Source organism: Chryseoglobus sp. 28M-23 (assembly GCF_014789785.1).
Lineage (GTDB): Bacteria > Actinomycetota > Actinomycetes > Actinomycetales > Microbacteriaceae > Microcella > Microcella indica.
The window spans coordinates 1,754,112-1,772,982 of sequence record NZ_CP061846.1 but is presented as its reverse complement, the minus strand read 5'-3'; the positions used below and the strand labels follow the sequence as shown (position 1 = coordinate 1,772,982).

At 69.3% G+C, this 18,871-nt stretch carries 15 protein-coding genes; 5 read left to right on the top strand and 10 right to left on the bottom strand.

Features of this window, described 5'->3' with window-relative positions; genetic code table 11:
• Positions 1-13: 13 nt before the first annotated feature.
• From IE160_RS08655 to IE160_RS08640, 4 genes are read right to left on the bottom strand one after another with little or no spacing between them, the layout of a single operon-like run.
• Positions 14-673, bottom strand: a complete 660-nt coding sequence (locus IE160_RS08655) for a response regulator (protein WP_191150824.1) — start codon at positions 671-673, stop codon at positions 14-16.
• The gene (locus IE160_RS08650; RefSeq protein WP_191150823.1) at positions 670-3,348 is read right to left on the bottom strand and encodes a hybrid sensor histidine kinase/response regulator; all 2,679 of its coding nucleotides are present in this window, start codon (positions 3,346-3,348) and stop codon (positions 670-672) included. Before IE160_RS08650 ends, IE160_RS08655 begins: the two co-directional genes overlap by 4 nt.
• A complete protein-coding gene (locus tag IE160_RS08645) occupies positions 3,345-3,737 on the bottom strand; it encodes a response regulator (RefSeq protein ID WP_191150822.1) in 393 nt (130 codons plus the stop codon). The genes IE160_RS08650 and IE160_RS08645 overlap by 4 nt, the downstream gene beginning before the upstream one ends.
• Before the next feature lie 55 nt (positions 3,738-3,792).
• Positions 3,793-5,205 carry a hypothetical protein gene (locus IE160_RS08640; protein WP_191150821.1) on the bottom strand — a complete coding sequence of 471 codons (1,413 nt, stop codon included), beginning with the start codon at positions 5,203-5,205 and terminating at the stop codon, positions 3,793-3,795.
• 385 nt (positions 5,206-5,590) lie between these two features.
• Between IE160_RS08640 and IE160_RS08635 the strand changes: the two genes are divergently transcribed.
• Genes IE160_RS08635 through IE160_RS08620 form a run of 4 tightly spaced genes read left to right on the top strand, consistent with a single transcriptional unit; the run spans position 5,591 to position 9,569 of the window.
• The gene (locus IE160_RS08635; RefSeq protein ID WP_191150820.1) at positions 5,591-6,055 is read left to right on the top strand and encodes a DUF6993 domain-containing protein; all 465 of its coding nucleotides are present in this window, start codon (positions 5,591-5,593) and stop codon (positions 6,053-6,055) included.
• Positions 6,056-6,057: 2 nt separating this feature from the next.
• Positions 6,058-7,740: an energy-dependent translational throttle protein EttA gene (ettA, locus tag IE160_RS08630; RefSeq protein ID WP_179872226.1), complete on the top strand. Its 1,683-nt coding sequence runs from the start codon at positions 6,058-6,060 to the stop codon at positions 7,738-7,740.
• Between the two features lie 42 nt (positions 7,741-7,782).
• Positions 7,783-9,111: a DUF2254 domain-containing protein gene (locus IE160_RS08625; protein ID WP_191150819.1), complete on the top strand. Its 1,329-nt coding sequence runs from the start codon at positions 7,783-7,785 to the stop codon at positions 9,109-9,111.
• Positions 9,108-9,569 carry an acyl-CoA thioesterase gene (locus IE160_RS08620; protein WP_191150818.1) on the top strand — a complete coding sequence of 154 codons (462 nt, stop codon included), beginning with the start codon at positions 9,108-9,110 and terminating at the stop codon, positions 9,567-9,569. Before IE160_RS08625 ends, IE160_RS08620 begins: the two co-directional genes overlap by 4 nt.
• Before the next feature lie 41 nt (positions 9,570-9,610).
• Here the strand turns inward: IE160_RS08620 and IE160_RS08615 are convergent, their stop codons facing one another.
• Complete coding sequence (locus IE160_RS08615) at positions 9,611-10,498, bottom strand: acyl-CoA thioesterase (protein WP_191150817.1); 888 nt, start codon at positions 10,496-10,498, stop codon at positions 9,611-9,613.
• A 20-nt stretch (positions 10,499-10,518) separates the two neighbouring features.
• On the opposite strand from IE160_RS08615, the gene IE160_RS08610 reads away from it, so the two are divergent.
• Positions 10,519-11,187: a DUF8185 domain-containing protein gene (locus IE160_RS08610; RefSeq protein WP_191150816.1), complete on the top strand. Its 669-nt coding sequence runs from the start codon at positions 10,519-10,521 to the stop codon at positions 11,185-11,187.
• Positions 11,188-11,206: 19 nt separating this feature from the next.
• On the opposite strand, the gene IE160_RS08605 is transcribed toward IE160_RS08610, so the two are convergent.
• From IE160_RS08605 to IE160_RS08585, 5 genes are read right to left on the bottom strand one after another with little or no spacing between them, the layout of a single operon-like run.
• A complete protein-coding gene (locus tag IE160_RS08605) occupies positions 11,207-12,859 on the bottom strand; it encodes an FAD-binding dehydrogenase (protein ID WP_191150815.1) in 1,653 nt (550 codons plus the stop codon).
• Positions 12,860-12,906: 47 nt separating this feature from the next.
• Complete coding sequence (locus IE160_RS08600) at positions 12,907-13,323, bottom strand: globin (RefSeq protein ID WP_191150814.1); 417 nt, start codon at positions 13,321-13,323, stop codon at positions 12,907-12,909.
• Entirely contained in the window at positions 13,320-14,297 is a 978-nt protein-coding gene (locus IE160_RS08595) for a mechanosensitive ion channel family protein (protein WP_191150813.1), read from the bottom strand. Before IE160_RS08595 ends, IE160_RS08600 begins: the two co-directional genes overlap by 4 nt.
• A gap of 34 nt (positions 14,298-14,331) precedes the next feature.
• Positions 14,332-16,875 (bottom strand): aminopeptidase N, encoded by a 2,544-nt coding sequence (pepN, locus tag IE160_RS08590; protein WP_191150812.1) that lies wholly within the window; start codon positions 16,873-16,875, stop codon positions 14,332-14,334.
• A 58-nt stretch (positions 16,876-16,933) separates the two neighbouring features.
• Positions 16,934-18,844 (bottom strand): alpha-amylase family protein, encoded by a 1,911-nt coding sequence (locus tag IE160_RS08585; protein WP_224744614.1) that lies wholly within the window; start codon positions 18,842-18,844, stop codon positions 16,934-16,936.
• Between the last annotated feature and the right edge of the window lie 27 nt (positions 18,845-18,871).

The window sequence follows — 18,871 nt, the reverse complement described above, 5'->3', positions numbered from 1 at the left end:
CTAGGCCCTCGGCTCAGTCGCCCGCCCGTCGCACGCGGATGCCTCCGCGCTGCCACAGGGTGACGGCGGCGACCCGGGGGCTCGCGTTCTCGCCCGTGTCGAGGCCGAGGGCGAGGAAGAGGCGGTTCAGCATCGTCTCGACCGCGCGAACCGTCGTTCCCCGGTGCTCGGCGAGGGCGCGCGTCGACGCACCTTCGGCGAGCATCCGCAGCACCTCCGCCTGCGCGGCGGTCACAGTGGGCACGTCGTCGTCATCGCGAACCACGTCGGCGTCGATCTGGCCGCTGATCGCGCGGTGCACCGCATCGGCGAGCTCGTCGACGCGGCTCAGCTGCGATTTCACGAGGTAGACGACACCCGCCGGGATGAGCTCGGGATCGGGCACCGCCAGCTCGGGCGAGCGGTGGGATGTCAGCACGACGAGACCGATCCAGGGGAAGTCGTCGGCGACGCGATCGAGGAGCGCGGCACCCGTCCGACCCGTCCCGAAGTTGAGGTCGCTCACGAGCGCGTGAGGGTCGACGCGTGCGACCGCGTTGAGTGCTTCCTCAGCGCTCGTCGCTGAGGTCACGTCGAAACCTTGTGCTTCGAGCCCTCCCGTGACGAGGGACAGGGTGAAGGGGTCGTCGTCGGCGACGACCACCCGCAACGCCCGAACACCGGATTCGTTCACGACTCGTCCTCCAGTTCGTGGTCGAAGGGCACTCCGCGCAACGTGTCAGCCACGGTCGTCAAGAGCAGGCTCGTCGTGAAGGGCTTCGGCAGGAATCGGGTGATGCCCATGCCGACCGTACGCGACACGGAGCCGTTCGAATTGAGCCCGCTCATGGCGACGATCGGAATCTGCGGGTGATGCTGCTCGAGGTACGCGCTCGTCGCGGCGCCGTCCATGACGGGCATCATCATGTCGGTGAGCACGAGCTCGATGTCCTGGTCGTTCCTGTCGACGATGTCGAGGGCCTCGCGGCCGTTGCGGGCGGTCAGCACCCGGTATCCATGCGACTCGAGCGTCTGTGCTGTCACCTGCAGAATCATCGGTTCATCGTCGATGACGAGCACGAGCTCACCCGAACCGTGGGGTGTGAGCTCATCAACGCGCGCGGCGCGCTCGACCGCGTCCTGGGCCGTGTCGACGATGGGGAGCGCCACGAGGAACTTGCTGCCCTTGCCCTCCTCGCTGTACGCCTGCATGAAGCCCCCGTGGCTGCGGACGATGGCGAGAGAGTTGGCGAGTCCCAGTCCTGTGCCCCGACCTGCCCCCTTCGTGGTGAAGAACGGCTCGAAGACCTTTTCGACGACTGCGGGAGGCATTCCGTGACCATCGTCCTCGATCTCGATCGTGACGTAGTCGCCAGGTTCGGCGGTGTGGCTGACCGAGGTGTAGCGCTCGTCAACGGCCGCGCGGCGTGCTCCGATGCGCAGACGACCGGTGCCGGTCATCGCGTCCCTGGCGTTCGTGACGAGGTTGATGAGTACCTGCAGAAGCTGCGTCGGGTCCCCCATCGTGTCCGCGTCGATGTCACCGCGCTCGATCGTGACGGAGATGCGGTCGGGAAGCGCGTCACGCGCGTACAGGGCGAGATCGTCGAGTAGGTCGCCCACCGAGACGCGAATGCGACGACCCTCCACTCCCCGCGCGAAGGAGAGCACCTGGCGGATCATGTCGGCACCCCGCTTGACCGAATCCTCGATACCGCCCAGAATCTGCAGCTCGCTCACGTCGCTCGTGCGTTGGGCGAGCAGCTGCACAGACATGAGGATGGGCGTGAGCACGTTGTTGAGATCGTGTGCGATCCCTCCGGCGAGCGTTCCGAGGCTCTCCATGCGCTGCGCCCGCAAGCGCGCCTCCTCCGCCTTCCGCTGCTCGGTGATGTCGCTGTTGACGGCGAAGATCGCAGAGGGCTCACCGCTCTCGTCCAGCACGAGCTGCCAACGACTGTCCACAACGAGCGACCGGCCGTCCCTGGCCCGTTGTTCGAGAGCTCCGCTCCAGAAGCCATCTCGCAGAACCGCAGCGGTGGCATTGTCGAAAGCGGTCGTGTCGTCGAAGATGAGCGCGGTGATCGGCTGCCCGATGGCCTCGCCAGCGTCCCACCCGTACAGCTCGGTCGCGGCGCGATTCCAGTACTGGACCCGGTGATCTAGTCCGCGGACGATCATCGAGTCCCGCGAGGCGTCGAGCAATCTGGCTTGGTCGGAAAGACGGCGCTGGTTCGCGACCATGCGCTGGCGTGTGAGCTCGTCCTCGGTCACATCGCGCACGTACAGTGCGAGCCCCGACGCTGTGGGATACGCGGTGATGTCGAACCACGTGTCACGGTTCTCGTCCAGCGATCTCACCTGTTGGCGAGCACCCGTCTCGAGGGCGCGACGGTATGTCTGCTCCCACTCGGACCCTTCCGATTCGGGGAAGGCCTCCCAGTACGACTTCCCGAGCAGTTCAGCTTCCGACTTCCCGGTGAGCTCGAGTGCTCGAGGGTTGGCGAACGTGAATATCCAGTCGCGGTCGAGGAACATGATGCCGTCACTGATGGTGTTGAGCGCGATCGTCAAGCGCTCCTCCAACTCCACGAGCTTGGCCTTCTCCGCCTCGACCTCGGTCACGTCCCAGATGGCGCCGAGCGCGCGCGCGACCGCCCCCGTGTGGTCGCGTTCTGGTCGGCCGAGGATGCGCGCGACGACCTGCGAGCCGGTGATCGTCACGATGTTCAGCTGCAGATCGAAGCCCCGGCCTTCTTCTAGGCATTCGCGCATGGCTCCCCTCAGCTCGTCACGCGTGCGAGAAGGTTGTGCGTCGAGCAGCGCGCTGAGCACGATCTCCGCGTCGGGCGCGATCGCGAGAATCGTGCGCGCTTCGTCGGAGAGTCGCAGAACCCGGTCATTCGCATCCATCGACCAGCCTCCGAACCCTGCCATGCGGCCGGCGATCTGCAGAAGCTCTTCAGCGGACTCGCGCTCGCGAGCCACGGTGATGGCCTCCGTGACATCGCGGGCGGTACCGAGGACGGCAACTACTTCGTCGCCGTCGCGCACGGGGTGCAGCGTCACGTCCGACACGTACTGAGTCTCCTCGTCGAGCGTTCTCACGACCCGGAACGACGTGACGTGACCCTTGAGCGCGCGGTGCAAGTGCTCGCCGGTGACCTCGCGATCCTCGCCGTGGATGATGTCGAGGAAGTGCTGCCCGACGGCCTGATCGCGGGACAGGCCCGACCGAGCCAGGAGCACCTTGTTGACGGCAATGACGGAGCCGTCGATGTCGACGACGAACGTGATGTCGGCGAGGTCCGCGATGGCGCTGTCGAGTACGGCGGCGAGGGTCGCGTAGTCGCGGAGCGGCGAGGTCATGGGCGGGGGCCGTTGCCCGTGCGGTCGAGGAGGCGCTCCACACGCTCCAGGAAGTCGTCGAGTTCGATGGGCTTGCGCGCGAACTCGTAGTCGGCGTTGTCCAACTCTGCGGGGGGAGACATGTCGCCGCTCAGCACGAGCACCGGCAGGTGCGCGTGCGCGGCGCGCAGCGCTGCGACCGCGTCGAGCACGGAGCCTCCCGGCATGTTGATATCGAGCACCGCCAGGTGCACAGCCTGCGCCTGTGCTGCACGGCGAGTCTCCTCGACGTCGGAGGACTCGACCACGGCGAGCCCCCGCGAGGCGAGCGCCATGCGCAGGACCGATCGCACGAGGGCGTCGTCGTCCGCGACGAGGACGACGATGTCGGTCGGCTCCGGGTCAGCCATGCGCGCAAGTCTAAGCGCCATGATGGCGCTACGGGGCCCGTCTAGGGAGGGAGAACTACCCCTGTTCGGGGGTTGCCGCGCGGTCGTCGAGCGATGCGAGCGCGACGAGATCGGCAGAGACATCGGTGAGGTGCGCCAGTATCGAGTCCAGCATCGCGGGGACGCGGTCTTCGTCGGCCGGGTCGGGCGCGGCAGTCGTGTGGAAGTTGAGCGCCATGACGCACGCAGCGAGCCGCCCCTGGATCGGGCCGTGCATCAGGATGGCGAGGCGTCGGCCTTCCCGCTCTCGAACCTCATCGTTCTCGGCCGTGAGAGCCTCGATCGTGGCGCGGGTCTCGGAGATCAGCTGCCCCGCCTCCTCGTTGATGCGGAAGAGCGCCGAGGCGAGGGCGAACACGACGCTCGCGAGGATGAGCGACACGGCGAGGAGCGGGGTGATGAGGAGTCCGTGCCAGGTGATCGGATCGATCCCGCTCGCGAGCATGATCTGTGTCATGGCACCGAGCGCGAAGACGAGGGAGACGACGGTCACGGCCTGCCCCGGAAAGACCGAGACGCGATGACCCGTGCGCAGCGCGATGGCGGGCCCGACGCCGAGGAAGAGGCCGGCGACCACGGTCGCCATGACGACCTCGATGGCCGCGAGGTGCCCGAACACGCGCCATGCATCGGGGACGATGAGCGTGATGGTGGCGACCGTCACGAGCAGGGCGGTGAGCGCGGGCCTGCCCGGCCGCACGTCGAAGGCGCGCCGCACCGACGCCCGCTCGCCGGAGTCTGTTCTCTCGGCGCTGCCGTTGCCCGCGGCGTCGACCACCGCCGCGACCTCATCGTGCACGCGCCTCAATTGAGCGCTCAACTCTTCCAGCCGACGACGCGACAGCGAGTCGCGCGAGTTCGACAGGCTCCCCTGCAAGTCGTCGAGAACGGGCTGCAGCGTCTGCCGCACCGACTCCCGGAGCCTGCGCTGCACGTCGTCGGCCGACTCGGCGGTCATGTCTCGCGCACTCTCGAGCTCGCGTCGAGCCGCATCGAGCGAACCGAGCAGCAGGCGCCGCCGATCGAACTGCGCGAGCGTGTAGACGAACACCGGTACCCAGAGCGCGCTCGCCACGACCCAGGTGACGATGCGGAACACGTACTCGGGGTCGACGCCGGCGACGCTACCCGCGACCGCGCCTCCGATGACGCCTCGAACGATGGCCGCGACGCCCCAGATGGAACCCGCGACGGCCAGCGGCAGCACAGCGTGCCGGCGACGGCCGAGCGCCGCGCCGAGGGCGATGACGACGCCGACCATGAGGTGCTGCACGGTCGCCGAGAGGAGCGGCCACCACCACTCCGGGAAGGGCGTGACGGTCTCGCGCAGGAGGACGAGCAGAGTCGTCGGCGGGTAGAGGCTCACCCAGACGAGCCAGTGCGACGCCCACGGGCCGCCGAGAGCGTTGCGGATCGTCAGACCGCCCACGCCGCTCACCTCCCTTGTCCGAGAGGGAGTGTAGGCCGACTCGGTTCGACGCCACTGAGCTTGAGGAAGGCGGTGGCCTCTGATCTCACCCGAAGAGATCAGAGGCCACCAGCACTTGTCCCAGCGGTTCGGGCCCGACCCGAACGGGCCGAAGCGCTGCCACGGTTCGCGGTCCCCCGGTGATCCCCCGATCACCAACCGCTTGCGTTGAGATGAGTCTGCTCCAGCCGGCGAGATGCTCGCAACCGTTGCCCGTGGGGCGTGTTCGATTACCGAACGCGGCCTGCGTAGACTCGCCCTCGGGTCGCGACGCGGCCTCGTCGCCGCAGGCAGATCACGGAGGTTCGGGATGCTCTCGCGCCCGTCGCCGCGCAGCCTCCGAGTCGTGACGCTCGCGGCGGGCATCCTCGTCGGCGGCCTCGCCCTTGCCGGCTGTGCCGCCGAACGCGACCCGATTCCCACCCCCTCGAGCGACGCTCCCGTCGATCCGGTCGAGCAGCCTCGTGTCACGCCCGGGGTGGTTCCCGAGTTCGTGGAGGGCGGCACCGCCGCCGAGAACCTCGACTACTTCGCCTTGCGCCTCGACGCCCTGCTCGCCCAGAACGCGTCGCCGTCGAGTCGCGAGCTCGTCGACGAGCTCGTCTCCTCGGGCTTCGACAGGGCCGCCATGGAGGTGACGGCCGACACGACCCCCACGGGCATGCAGGCCGACTCGATCCTCGTCGCGGTGCGCGTGGGCGAGGACTGCCTGCTGGGCCAAGTCGCCGACGGTGCTGCCGTCGCCGACGATGCGGCGGCCCTGAGCACCGGGCGGTGCCTGGTGGGCCGCACGCTCTCCCTAGACTGGTAGGCATGGCCGAATTCATCTACACCATGGTCCGCGCCCGCAAGACGGTCGGGGAGAAGCTCATCCTCGACGACGTCACGATGTCGTTCTTCCCCGGCGCCAAGATCGGCATGGTCGGCCCGAACGGTGCTGGCAAATCGACGATCATCAAGATCATGGCCGGTCTCGACCAGCCGTCGAACGGCGAAGCGCGCCTGAGCCCCGGCTACTCGGTCGGCATCCTCATGCAGGAGCCCGAGCTCGACGAGTCGAAGACGGTGCTCGAGAACGTGCAGGACGGCGTGCGCGAGCTGAGCGACAAGCTCGCCCGCTTCAACGAGATCTCGCTCGCGATGGCCGACCCCGAGGCCGACTTCGACGCCCTCATGGCCGAGATGGGCACGCTGCAGGAGGAGATCGACGCGGCGAACGGCTGGGATCTCGACAGCCAGCTGGAGCAGGCGATGGATGCTCTGCGCTGCCCGCCCGGAGACGAGATGATCACCCACTTGAGCGGTGGTGAGAAGCGCCGCGTCGCGCTCTGCAAGCTCCTGCTCGAGAAGCCCGATCTGCTCCTGCTCGACGAGCCCACCAACCACCTCGACGCCGAGAGCGTGCTCTGGCTCGAGCAGCACCTGCAGAAGTACCCGGGCGCCGTCATCGCCATCACGCACGACCGGTACTTCCTCGACCACGTCGCCGAGTGGATCGCCGAGGTGGACCGCGGCCGCCTGTACCCGTACGAGGGCAACTACTCGACCTACCTCGAGAAGAAGGCCGCGCGCCTGGAGGTGCAGGGCAAGAAGGACGCGAAGCTCGCCAAGCGGCTCGCGGGCGAGCTCGACTGGGTGCGATCGAACGCGAAGGGCCGGCAGGCGAAGTCGAAGGCGCGCCTCGCCCGCTACGAGGAGATGGCCGCGGAGGCGGAGAAGACGCGCAAGCTCGACTTCGAGGAGATCGTGATCCCCGTGGGGCCGCGCCTCGGCTCGCAGGTCATCGAGGCGTCGAACCTGAAGAAGGGCTTCGGCGAGCGCATCCTCATCGATGGACTCTCCTTCACCCTCCCGCGCAACGGCATCGTCGGCATCATTGGGCCCAACGGCGTCGGCAAGACGACGCTGTTCAAGACGATCGTCGGGTTCGAGGAGCTCGATGGCGGCACGCTCAAGATCGGTGACACCGTCGACATCTCGTATGTCGACCAGAGTCGCGGCGGCATCGACCCGAACAAGAACCTGTGGGAGGTCGTGAGCGACGGCCTCGACTACATCCAGGTCGGCAAGACGGAGATTCCCTCGCGAGCATATGTCTCGCAGTTCGGCTTCAAGGGCCCTGACCAGCAGAAGAAGGCGGGCGTGCTGTCGGGCGGTGAGCGCAACCGTCTGAACCTCGCGCTCACGCTCAAGCAGGGTGGCAACCTGCTGCTGCTCGACGAGCCGACGAACGACCTCGACGTCGAGACGCTGGGCAGCCTCGAGAACGCGCTCCTCGAGTTCCCCGGCTGCGCGGTGGTCATCACGCACGACCGGTGGTTCCTCGACCGCATCGCGACGCACATCCTCGCGTACGAAGGCACGGAGGAGAACCCGAGCTACTGGCACTGGTTCGAGGGCAACTTCGAGGCGTACGAGGAGAACAAGATCGAGCGACTCGGCCCCGACGCGGCGAAGCCGCACCGCTCGACCTACCGCAAGCTCACGCGCGACTGACCCGGCGCCGGGTCGGCCGGCAGATCGATCGAAGGGGGAGTCGTGAACCGCATCGCCTACTGGCTCGCGCGCATCCGCGACTCGTTCTGGTTCGTCCCCGCCGTCCTCATCGCGCTCGCCCTCGCGCTCGCCGAGGCGCTCGTGGCGGTCGACCTGTCGGCGGACTGGGAATGGCTGCCGCTGCTCGGAGTCGGCCCGGACGGTGCGCGGGGGCTCCTCGCCGCGATCGCGACCTCGATGCTGTCAGCCGCGGCCACGATGTTCTCGATCACGATCGCCGTGCTCGCGCTCACCTCCTCGGCGTACGGCCCGCGCCTCGTGCAGAACTTCATGGCCGATCGCGGCAACCAGCTCGTGCTCGCCGTGCTCGTGTCGAGCTCGCTGTACTCGCTCATGGTGCTGCGGCGCATCCGCTCCGGCTCTGAGGCGTTCGTACCGGAGCTCGCCGTCACGGTGGGTCTCGCCCTCGCCCTCGTCGGCGTGTGCGTGCTCATCTACTTCATCCATCACATCAGTGCGGGCATCCAGATCGCCAACCTCGCCGGGGGAGTGCGCCGCGAGCTGGCGGGTCGCCTCGCGGACCAGTATCCGGCGACGGCGGATGCGCGTCGTCGGCCCGCGGACTCGTGGCCGAGCGGCAGCGTCGCCCGCGAGGCGCTCGCCGACGCGGACGGATACGTGACGAGCGTCGCGCTCGACGATCTGGTGTCGGCCGCGACTCGCCACGAGGGGCGAGTGGATGTGCTGGTGCACCCCGGGACGTTCGTCTGCAGGGGCGACGTGATCGCCCTCGTGACCGTGGAAGCCGACGCCGAACACGACGATGCTGACCGCGAGCGGGCGACGGCCGAGGAGCGGCTCGAGCAGCTGTGCCGGGCGACCGTGGGCCGGGTGTCGATCGGTGACCAGCGCACGCCGTATCAGGATGTGGAGCACCTGGCACGGCAGCTCATCGATGTCGCGGCCCGATCGCTGAGCCCGGGGGTCAACGATCCGTACACGGCGCTCAACGCCATCGACGCGCTCAGTGCGGCCTTCGCACCGACCGCTGCTCGCCCGGACCCGCACCCGGTGCTCGTCGACGACGACGGCACGGTGCGCACGCGGGCGTCGAGCCGCGCGTGGATCGACCTCGTCGTCGACACGATCGACACGCTGCGGGTCTACGCGTCGACTCAGCCGGTGGTGGGCGAGCGGCTCATCGACTGCGTCGGGCGACTGCTGAGGCGCACGACGGACCCCGAGCGGCGGGTCGCCCTGCTCGCGGCGGCGGATCGTGTGGTCGAGGGGGCGGACGCCTCCGCGATGCTGCCGCACGACCTCGAGCGGTTGAGGGCGGCCCGCACCATCCTGGAAGGGAGAACCTCGTGACGCGACTGCATGTGCCCGTGCCGGTGCGCTGGAGCGACCTCGACGCCTACGAGCACGTCAACAATGCGCGCATGCTCACCCTGCTCGAGGAGGCGCGCATTGCGGCGTTCTGGAGCGACCCGGCGGGCGGCGCGCCCACCGCGGTGCTCGAGACCGGTCCGGGCTCGCCGTCGATCACGCTCGTGGCGGCACAGCGCATCGAGTACCTCGCGCCGATCCCGTTCCACCGCGAGCCGCTCGACGTGGAGCTGTGGATCGGCAGGCTCGGGGGTGCGAGCCTCGAGGTCTGCTACGAGATCTACAGCCCTCCGGTCGCGGAGCCCCGCACCCTCTACACGCGCGCGGCCTCGACGATCGTGCTCGTGGATAGTGCGACGGGCGCTCCCCGCCGACTCGGCGACGAGGTGCGGGAGGCCTGGCAGCCCTGCGTCGAGCCGCCGATCGCTTTCCGCGACTGACTTCGAGGCGAGAGTGAGCGCAGCAACGGCGTGAGCGCGCGCTACTCGCGCGACTCCGGCACGCGCACCATTCCCTCCTGAGCGACGGAGGCCACGAGCAGCCCGTCGTGCGTGAAGATGCGCCCCGTCGACAGGCCGCGCCCGCCGATCGCGTTGGGGGATTCCTGCACGTACAGCAGCCACTCGTCGACACGGGCGAAGCGGTGCCACCACATGGCGTGGTCGAGGCTCGCCATCTTCAGGCCAGGGGTCGACCAGCCGAGGCCGTGCCGGCGCAGGATCGGCTCGAGGATCGAGTAGTCGCTCGCGTAGGCGAGGGCAGCGCGGTGCAGGTTCTCGTCGTCCGGGAGGCGCTCGAGGCACTTGAGCCAGACAGCCTGGTGCGCCACCTGGTCGCCACTCGCGTGCAGGTACACGGGCGTATCGACGTGGCGCATGTCGAAGGGGCGGCCCTTCGCCCAGTACTGTGCGGCCGGGTGATCGATCGCCCCGAGGATGTCGGCGGCGCTCGGCAGGGTCTCAGGGGAGGGCACGTCGATCGGCATGGCCGCCTGGTGCTCGAGGCCGGGGTCGTCGTCCTGGAAGCTCGCGATCATCGACAGGATCGGGCGGCCGTCCTGATAGGCCTGCGTGCGACGCGTCGAGAACGAGCGGCCGTCATGGATGCGGTCGACCGAGAACGTGATCGGCTGGTCGATGTCGCCGGGCCGCAGGAAGTAGCCGTGCATGGAGTGGATGAACCGGTCGGGCTCGACGGTGCGCATGGCCGAGAGCACGGCCTGCGCCATGACCTGTCCGCCGAACACGCGCCGTTGCGGGGTCCAGAGGCTCGGCGCCGTGAAGATGTCCTCGCTCGTGCGCGCCCCCGTGTCGGTGAGCGTGAGGGCGGAGAGGAGGTCGGCGACGGGGTCGCGAGGCGCATCAGTCATCCGTCGTAGTCTAGAGAGCGATGAACGACTCGTTCACCCTCCCCACTGCCGCCGCCGCACAGGATCTCGCCGTGCTGCTCGGGCGTGCCGCGCGCCTCGACGACGCGGCGGCCGTGCGCCTCATCGCCGACTCGGGGGTGCTGGCCATGTACGTCGCGGTCATCACGCCTAAGGGCCTCCTCGATCGCGGCCCGACCGTGCTGGGACTGCGCACGACCGCGCTCCTCGAAGGCTCCTTCGACACGGTCGTGCCGATCGCGTCGCTGCAGGCGCGAGTGGATGCTGCGCTCACGTCTGCCGAGGAGGGTCCCGTCGCCGTGCGCGTGCCGACCGCCGTGCACACCGTCGTCTGGGCGGGCATCTCGCCGCCCCGCGGGGGGTGGCAGCGGATGACGTCGCTCGACCCTGCCCCGCTCGCGGCTGCGGCTCGTGCGGGTATCGAGGAGGTCGCTGCGACGATTCCCGAGAACACGGGGGAGCAGATCGTGCACCGTGTGCGCTCGGAGGTGTGGGGTCGCCCGCTCGAGGGCCACGACCACCTTCCCGCGGGTGTCGCGTTCGCAGCGGAGGCGCTCGGGTTCCTGGGGGATGACCCCGTGCAGCAGTTCGCGGCTGGCCCGTGGATTCGCCTGAGCACGCAGCGCGGCCACGTGCTCGTCAAGCAGGGTGCCTGGTCGCTCGGCGGCTGACGCCACTCTCGACGCGGGGCTAGAGGCGCGCGATCGCGCGGCCCGCGCGCAGGCCCGAGTGCAGGCACCCGCCGAGGAAGGTTCCCTCGAGCGAGCGGTAGCCGTGCACGCCGCCGCCGCCGAATCCGGCGGCCTCACCCACGGCGTACAGACCGGGCAGCACGTCGCCGGAGGGCGTCAGCGCGCGCGAGTCGAGGTCGGTCTGCACCCCGCCGAGGCTCTTGCGCGTGAGCACGTGCAGACGCACGGCGATGAGCGGGCCGTGCTGGGGGTCGGTGAGGCGGTGCAGCGCGGCGACGCGGATGAGCTTGTCGCCCCGGTAGGCACGCGCCCCGCGGATCGCCGTGACTTGGGCGTCCTTGCCGAAGCCGTTGTCGAGCATCCGGTCGCGAGCCTCGATCTCCTGGCAGACGCGCACCGCGTCGAGCGGGGCATCCGGTTCGAGGGCGCGCATGCGCTCCACGAGGTCGGGGAGGGTGTCGGCGACGATGAAGTCGGCGCCAAGCCTCTTGAAGGCCTCGACAGGCTCGGTCGCGCCCTTCCCGAGGCGCTGGCGCAGCAGCTCGCGCACGCTGCGGCCGGTGAGGTCGGGGTTCTGCTCGCTGCCGCTGAGGGCGAACTCCTTCTCGATGATCGTCTGCGTCGTGACGAACCAGCTGTGGTCGTACCCGGTGTGCCGCAGGTGCTCGAGGGTGCCGAGGGTGTCGAAGCCGGGAAAGAGCGGCGCGGGCAGGCGGCGCCCGGTCGCGTCGAGCCACAGGCTCGACGGGCCGGGCAGGATGCGAATGCCGTGGCGCTTCCACACGGGGCTGTGGTTCTGGATGCCCTCCACGTAGTGCCACATGCGGTCGCCGTTGATCAGGCGCGCGCCGGCCGTCTCGGCGATGCCGAGCCCGCGCCCGTCGACGTGGGCGGGCACGCCGCTGATCATCCTCGTCGGGGCCGTACCGAGCCGCTCGGGCCACGCCGCGCGCACGAGGTCGTGGTTGCCGCCGATGCCGCCCGTGGCGATGACGACCGCGTCGGCGGTGAGGGCGAAGTCGCCGACGACGTCGCGGTTGGATGCGGCGCCGCGCTCGGCGTCGTCGGGGGCGAGCACGCTGCCGCTCGTGCCGGTCACGCGACCGTCGGTGACGGTGAGGGCGTCGACGCGGTGCCGGAAGAGCAGGGTCACGAGGCCCTCCTCGACACCGCGGCGCACGGTCGCGATGAACGGCTCAAGGATGCCAGGGCCGGTGCCCCACACGATGTGGAAGCGCGGCACCGAGTTGCCGGCCCCCGTGGCGGTGTCGCCGCCGCGCTCGGCCCAGCCGACGACGGGGAAGAACCGCACGCCCTTCGCGCGCAGCCACGACCTTTTCTCGCCCGCGGCGAAGTCGAGGTACGACTCGGCCCACTGCCGTGCGTGGTCGTCCTCTGGTCGGTCGAATCCGGCCGTGGCGGCCCAGTCCTGCTGGGCGAGCTCGATCGAGTCCCGGATGCCCATCCGTCGCTGCTCGGGGCTGTCGACGAGGAACACCCCGCCGAACGACCACCACGCCTGCCCGCCGAACGTCGCCTCGGGCTCCTGGTCGACGATCGTGACGCGCTTGCCGGCCTCCACGAGCTCGGCGGCGGCGACGAGCCCGGCGAGGCCCGCGCCGATGACGATCGCGTCTGCTCGCTCTGTCACAGTGACTCCTTCGTCGGTGGTGCGCGGCAGCGCCGGCCGTAGCGGTACTACTCCGGATTCTCCTCGAAGGTGTTGACCATGGCGTGCGCGGCGCGCTCCAGATACTCCCACAGGGCGGCCTCGTGCATCGGGGAGAGCTCGAGCTCGTCGACGGCGACCCGCATGTGGGCGAGCCACCGGTCGCGCGCCTCCGGGTTGACGTGGAACGACGCGTGGCGCATCCGCAACCGGGGGTGGCCGCGCTGCTCGCTGTACGTGGTCGGCCCGCCCCAGTACTGCTCGAGGAACGCGGTGAGGCGCCACACGGCGCCCTCCATGTCGTCGTCGGGGTACATGGGTCGCAGCACCTCGTCGTCGCGGATTCCCTCGTAGAAGCGCCGCACGAGCTTCTCGAAGGTGGCGTGGCCGCCCACCTGCTCGAAGAACGGGTCAGGGGGTCCGACGGGAATCGACGAGGGGCTCATGAGCGGGCCTCGTCGTCGGGCAGCGGGATGGGCTTCGTGCGCGGCGAGCCCTTGCGCGCCGTGGGGCGGTCGAGGCCGTCCATGACGACGCGGTTGAGGGCGGGCAGGCTCACGCCCATGTCGTCGAGGGCGAGCTTGAGGCGCAGTCGCAGCTCGCGCGCGATCTCCCACTGATCGGCGGTGCGCACCTTCACGACCAGGCGCACGACGAGCGCCTCCGCCGAGATCGACTCGATGCCCCAGATCTCGGGGGCTTCGAGCACCTTGCGCTTCCACGCGGGGTCCTGCGCGAGTCCGTTGGCGGTGGCGAGCATCGTCTCCTCGACGGCGTGCACGTCGCTCGAGTAGGGGATGGGCAGGTCGATGATGACGCGGGCCCAGCCCTGCGAGAGGTTGCCCACGCGCAGGATCTCGCCGTTGCGCACGAACCACAGGGTGCCGTTGACATCGCGCACCTGGGTGACCCGCACGCCCACGTTCTCGACGACGCCCGTCGCCTCCCCGAGGTCGACGATGTCTCCCACGCCGAGCTGATCCTCGAAGACCATGAAGAGCCCGTTGAGCATGTCCTTCACGACGCTCTGGGCACCGAAGCCGAGCGCCGCGCCGAGCACGCCCGCGGAGGCGATGAGGGCGGTCACCGAGAAGTTGAGCTCGCTGAGCACGAGCACGATCGCGACGGAGACGATCGCCCAGGTCACGAGGTTGCGCGTGACGCTGCCCATCGTGCGGGTGCGCTGCACGACGCGCACTGCGTGCAGCGGCGAGGCCGAGAGCTCCGTGGTGTGCTCGACGTTCTGGGCCTTCTTGACGCCGTACACGACACGGTCGACGACGCGCCCGATCGAGAGGAGGAGAATCCAGCGCAGCAGGACAGCCCCCACGATCACGCCGACGATGCGCAGGGGTGCCTCGTAGGTGACGGCGAAGGTGACGAGGTTCTGCCAGATCGCGGCCCAGTCGATGTCGTTCATGTGCCGCTCAGCCTACTCAGGCCCCTCAGGAAACTCAGCCGCGCGCGTCGCGCTCCTGCGCCGCGATCGCCCGTTCGACTCCCGCGAGGTTCTCGGTCACGAGTCGACGCAGGGCCGGGATGCCCGGGTTCGCGTCGAGCCACGCGCGGGTCGCGTCGACGAGGGTCTGGTTCGCGAGCGCAGCAGGGTAGAGACCGAGCACGAGGTACTCGGCGATCTTGTAGCTGCGGTCGTTCCAGATCGACGTGAGCGAGGCGAAGTACGGATCGACGAGCTCGTCGAACGCGCTCGGGTCGTTGGCGTGCTGCCAGCCGAGGCACGTCATGCGCACGATCGCGTTGGGCACGGTGTCGTCGCCCACGAGGTGGTCGAAGGTCGCGCGCTTGCTCGCGGCATCGGGCAGGGCGGCGCGCGCCCGGGCGGCGGCCTGCTGGCCGTTCGAGGTGTTGTCCTTCGCCAGGGCGGCGTCGATGTCGTCGGCCGTCGCGGCGCCGACGAGCGCGAGGCCCTCGAGCAGCAGCCAGTCGAGGTCGGTGTCGATCTCGAGCCCCGGCAGGGTGATCGAGCCGTTACGCAGACCGGCGAGCACCTCGCCGTGCGCGGGCGTCGCCGCGAGGTTCGCGAAGTACTGCACGAACTGGAACTGGGCGTCGCTGCCGGCCTCGGCACCCTGGGCGAGCTGCCACAGCGCGTCGGCGACCTCCTCGATCGTCGCCGCGCGCGTCGTCGGGTCGACGTAGGTGCGGGCGACGGCGGCGAGCTGCATGAGGGTCGTGCGAATGGTCGTCGACTCGGTCTCGGTCGCGATGTTGTTGAGCACGAGGCGCACGTAGTCGCGCGCAGGCGTCTCGGCGTCGCGCGTGGCATCCCAGGCGGCACCCCACACGAGAGCGCGGGCGAGCGGGCTCTCGATGGCCGCGAGGTGCTCGATCGCGACGGCGAGGGAGGCCTCATCGAGGCGGATCTTCGCGTAGGCCAGGTCGTCGTCGTTGAGGAGGACGAGCGCGGGGCGCGCGCGGCCGACGAGCTCGGGCACCTCGGTGCGCTCGCCATCCACGTCGAGCTCGTGGCGGTGGGTGCGCGTGAGCGCACCATCCTGCAGCTCATAGAAGCCGATCGCCATACGGTGCGGGCGGATCGTCGGGTAGTCGGGGTGCGCGCTCTGCAGCACGGCGAAGCTCGTGATGACGCCCGACTCGTCGACCTCGAGCTCGGGGCGCAGGGTGTTGACGCCCGCGGTCTCGAGCCACTGCTCCGACCACGTGCCGAGCTCGCGCCCGCTCGTCGTCTCGAGCTCGGCGAGGAGGTCCTTCAGCTCGGTGTTGCCCCAGGCGTGCTTCTGGAAGTATGCGGAGACACCGGCGAAGAAGGCCTCGCGGCCGACCCACGCGACGAGCTGCTTGAGGACGCTGCCGCCCTTGGCGTAGGTGATGCCGTCGAAGTTGACCTGCACGTCCTCGAGGTCGTTGATCGTCGCGACGACGGGGTGGGTGCTCGGCAGCTGGTCCTGCTTGTACGCCCAGCTCTTCTCCATGGCCTGGAAGGTCGTCCACGCCTCCGTCCACTCGGTCGCCTCGGCGGTCGCGATCGTGGAGGCCCACTCGGCGAACGACTCGTTGAGCCACAGGTCGTTCCACCACTTCATGGTCACGAGGTCGCCGAACCACATGTGGGCGAGCTCGTGCAGGATCGTGACGACGCGGCGCTCCTTGATGGCGTCGGTGACCTTGCTGCGGAAGACGTAGGTCTCCGTGAACGTCACCGCGCCCGCGTTCTCCATGGCGCCCGCGTTGAACTCGGGCACGAAGAGCTGGTCGTACTTGTCGAAGGGGTAGGCGACGCCGAACTGCTCCTCGTAGTAGACGAAGCCCTTGCGCGTGATGTCGAAGATGTAGTCGGCGTCGAGGTACTCGAAGAGCGAGGCCCGCGCGTAGATGCCGAGCGGGATCGTGCGACCGTCGCTGCTCGTGAGCTCGCTGTGCACGCTCTGGTAGGGGCCCGCGATGACGGCGGTGATGTAGCTCGAGACGGGCTTCGTGGGCTCGAAGACGGTCGTGGCGGCGTCACCCTGCTCGGTGCGGGTCGCGACGGGGTAGTTCGAGACGACGACCCAGTTCTGCGGCGCCGTGACGGTGAAGTGGAAGGTGGCCTTGAGGTCGGGCTGCTCGAAGACCGCGAAGACTCGTCGGCTGTCGGGCACCTCGAACTGCGAGTACAGGTACACCTCGCCGTCGACAGGGTCGACGAAGCGGTGCAGACCCTCACCCGTGTTGGTGTACTCGTGGTCGGCGACGACGGTGAGCACGTTGTGCTCGTCGAGGTTCGGCAGCTGGATGCGCGTGCCGTCGGCCACCGCGTTCGGGTCGAGCTGCTCGCCATTGAGCTCGACGCTGTGCACGGTGCGGGTGATCGCATCGATGAAGGTGCTCGTGCCGGCCGTCGCGGTGAAGGTGACCGTCGACGTCGAGCGGAACACCTCGTCCCCGGTCGTCAGGTCGAGGGCGACCTGGTAGCTCTCGGTCTCGAGAATGCTCTTGCGCTCGTGCGCTTCGGCGCGGGTCAGGTTGTCTCCGGGCACGGGTGTGGCCTCCTTCGGCTGCAGGGCGATGCGCGGTTCGTGGCCGCGACGATTCAGCCTAGCGGCGAGTACCGTCGGGGCCGCTGAGGGGTGCCGTCTCGGCCGGCTCGAGCACGGTGCGCAGCCAGACGAAGCCGTGCGCGGCGATCGTGAGGCCGCGGCTCAGGTCGTGATGCTCGCCCGTGACGAGGTCGAGGGCGCTCGACGGCATTCCCGAGAGCGTGAGCGGGTCGATGCGGGCGGGGTCGTCGCCGACGTTCGCGAAGCACACCACGAGGGTGTCGACGCCCTCGTGCGACCCCGGCCGCTGGTACCCGACGACGCTCGGTACCTTCGCGTCGAAGCCGATGAGCGTGCCGCCGGCGAACTCCGAGGTGCGGCCGCGCAGCTCGATGAGGGCGCGCAGGCGCGAGTAGAGCATCCCGGCTTCGGTGGTCGTATCGAGACGGTCACGGTAGCGATCGGCGGGGTAGTGGGGGCGGTGCGCCCAGCGGCTGTCGTCGGCGTGGCCCGGTTCCTCGGCCCAGTCGGGGTCGTTGAGCTGACCGACCTCGTCGCCGAGGTACAGCAGGGGCACGCCGCCGGTCGAGAGCACGATCGAGTGGGCGAGCAGAATGCGGTCGAGCCCGCCCGCGTCGCCGATCTCGAGGCCCGCGAGGGATGCCGTCGTGCCCGAGATGCGGCAGTCGCCGGTGGCCGGATTGTCTTGGAAGGGGATGCCGCGAGCGAAGCTGCCCGGGAACCGCCCCACGTAGAAGCTGTTGAGGAAGCGCCGGTGCTCGAACCCGTTGATGCCGAGCTCGGCGGCATCCTCGTCGGCGAAGGTCCACCCGATGTCGTCGTGACTGCGCACGTAGTTGACCCACGCAGTGCCCGGCGGCAGAGCGTGGCGGCGGTCAAGCGCCTGCTGCAGCAGGCGGGCGTCGCGCGTGGCGAGCGAGTTCCAGATGAGCGCCATCTGCAGGGGGTTGTAGCTGAGCTGGCACTCCTCGAGCGAGATGTACTCGGCGACCTGGTCGGGGTGCACGATGGCCTCCGACTTGAACAGCAGTGAGGGCGCGGCGATGCGGCACACAGCGTTGAAGGCCTGCAGCAGCAGGTGAGCCTCGGGCAAGGACTCGCAGCTCGTGCCGAGCTGCTTCCAGATGAACGCGACCGCGTCCATGCGCAGAATCTCGACGCCCTGGTTCGCGAGGAAGAGCATCTCACCGGCCATGGCGCGGAACACCGCGGGGTTGGAGTAGTTGAGATCCCACTGGAACGAGTGGAAGGTCGCCCACACCCAGCGGCCGCTGTCGTCGCCGATCGGCACGAAGGAGCCGGGGTGGTCGTCGGGGAAGATCTCGCGCACCGTCTGCTCATACCTGTCGGGCATCGTGCGGTCGGGGAAGACCCAGTAGTAGTCCTCGAACTCCTTCTCGCCGGCGAGAGCGCGCTGCGCCCACTCGTGCTCGTTCGAGGTGTGGTTGAAGATGAAGTCGACGACGAGGGCGATGCCGCTCGCGCGCAGGTCGGCGGCGAGCGACGTGAGCTGGGCCATGTCGCCGAGCGCGGGGCTCACCTCGCGGTAGCTCGACACCGCGTAGCCTCCGTCGCTGTTCTCCTCGGGTGCGAGGAAGAGCGGCATGAGGTGCAGGTAGGTGAGGCCCAGTTCCTGGAAGTACGGGATGCGCGCGCGCACGCCCTCGAGGTCTGTCGCGTACCGGTCCACGTAGCAGACGCCCCCGAGCATGCGATTGCTGAGGAACCAGTCGGGGTCGTCCTCGCGGGCGGCGTCGAGGGCGCGCAGGTCGTCAGGGCGCTCTTGCCATGACTCGGCGAGCTGCACGAGCAAGGCCGTCAGGTGCTGGCTCGTGCGGTCGGAGTCGCCGTAGACGCGCGTGAAGAGGCGCGTCAGGCGGGGCAGCTCACGCTCGACGCGGGCGGTGAAGCCGGCCCACTCCTGCTCGGTCGTCTCGGGGCGGCGCACCTCGTCGAGCGCGCGCGGCCAGCTCGT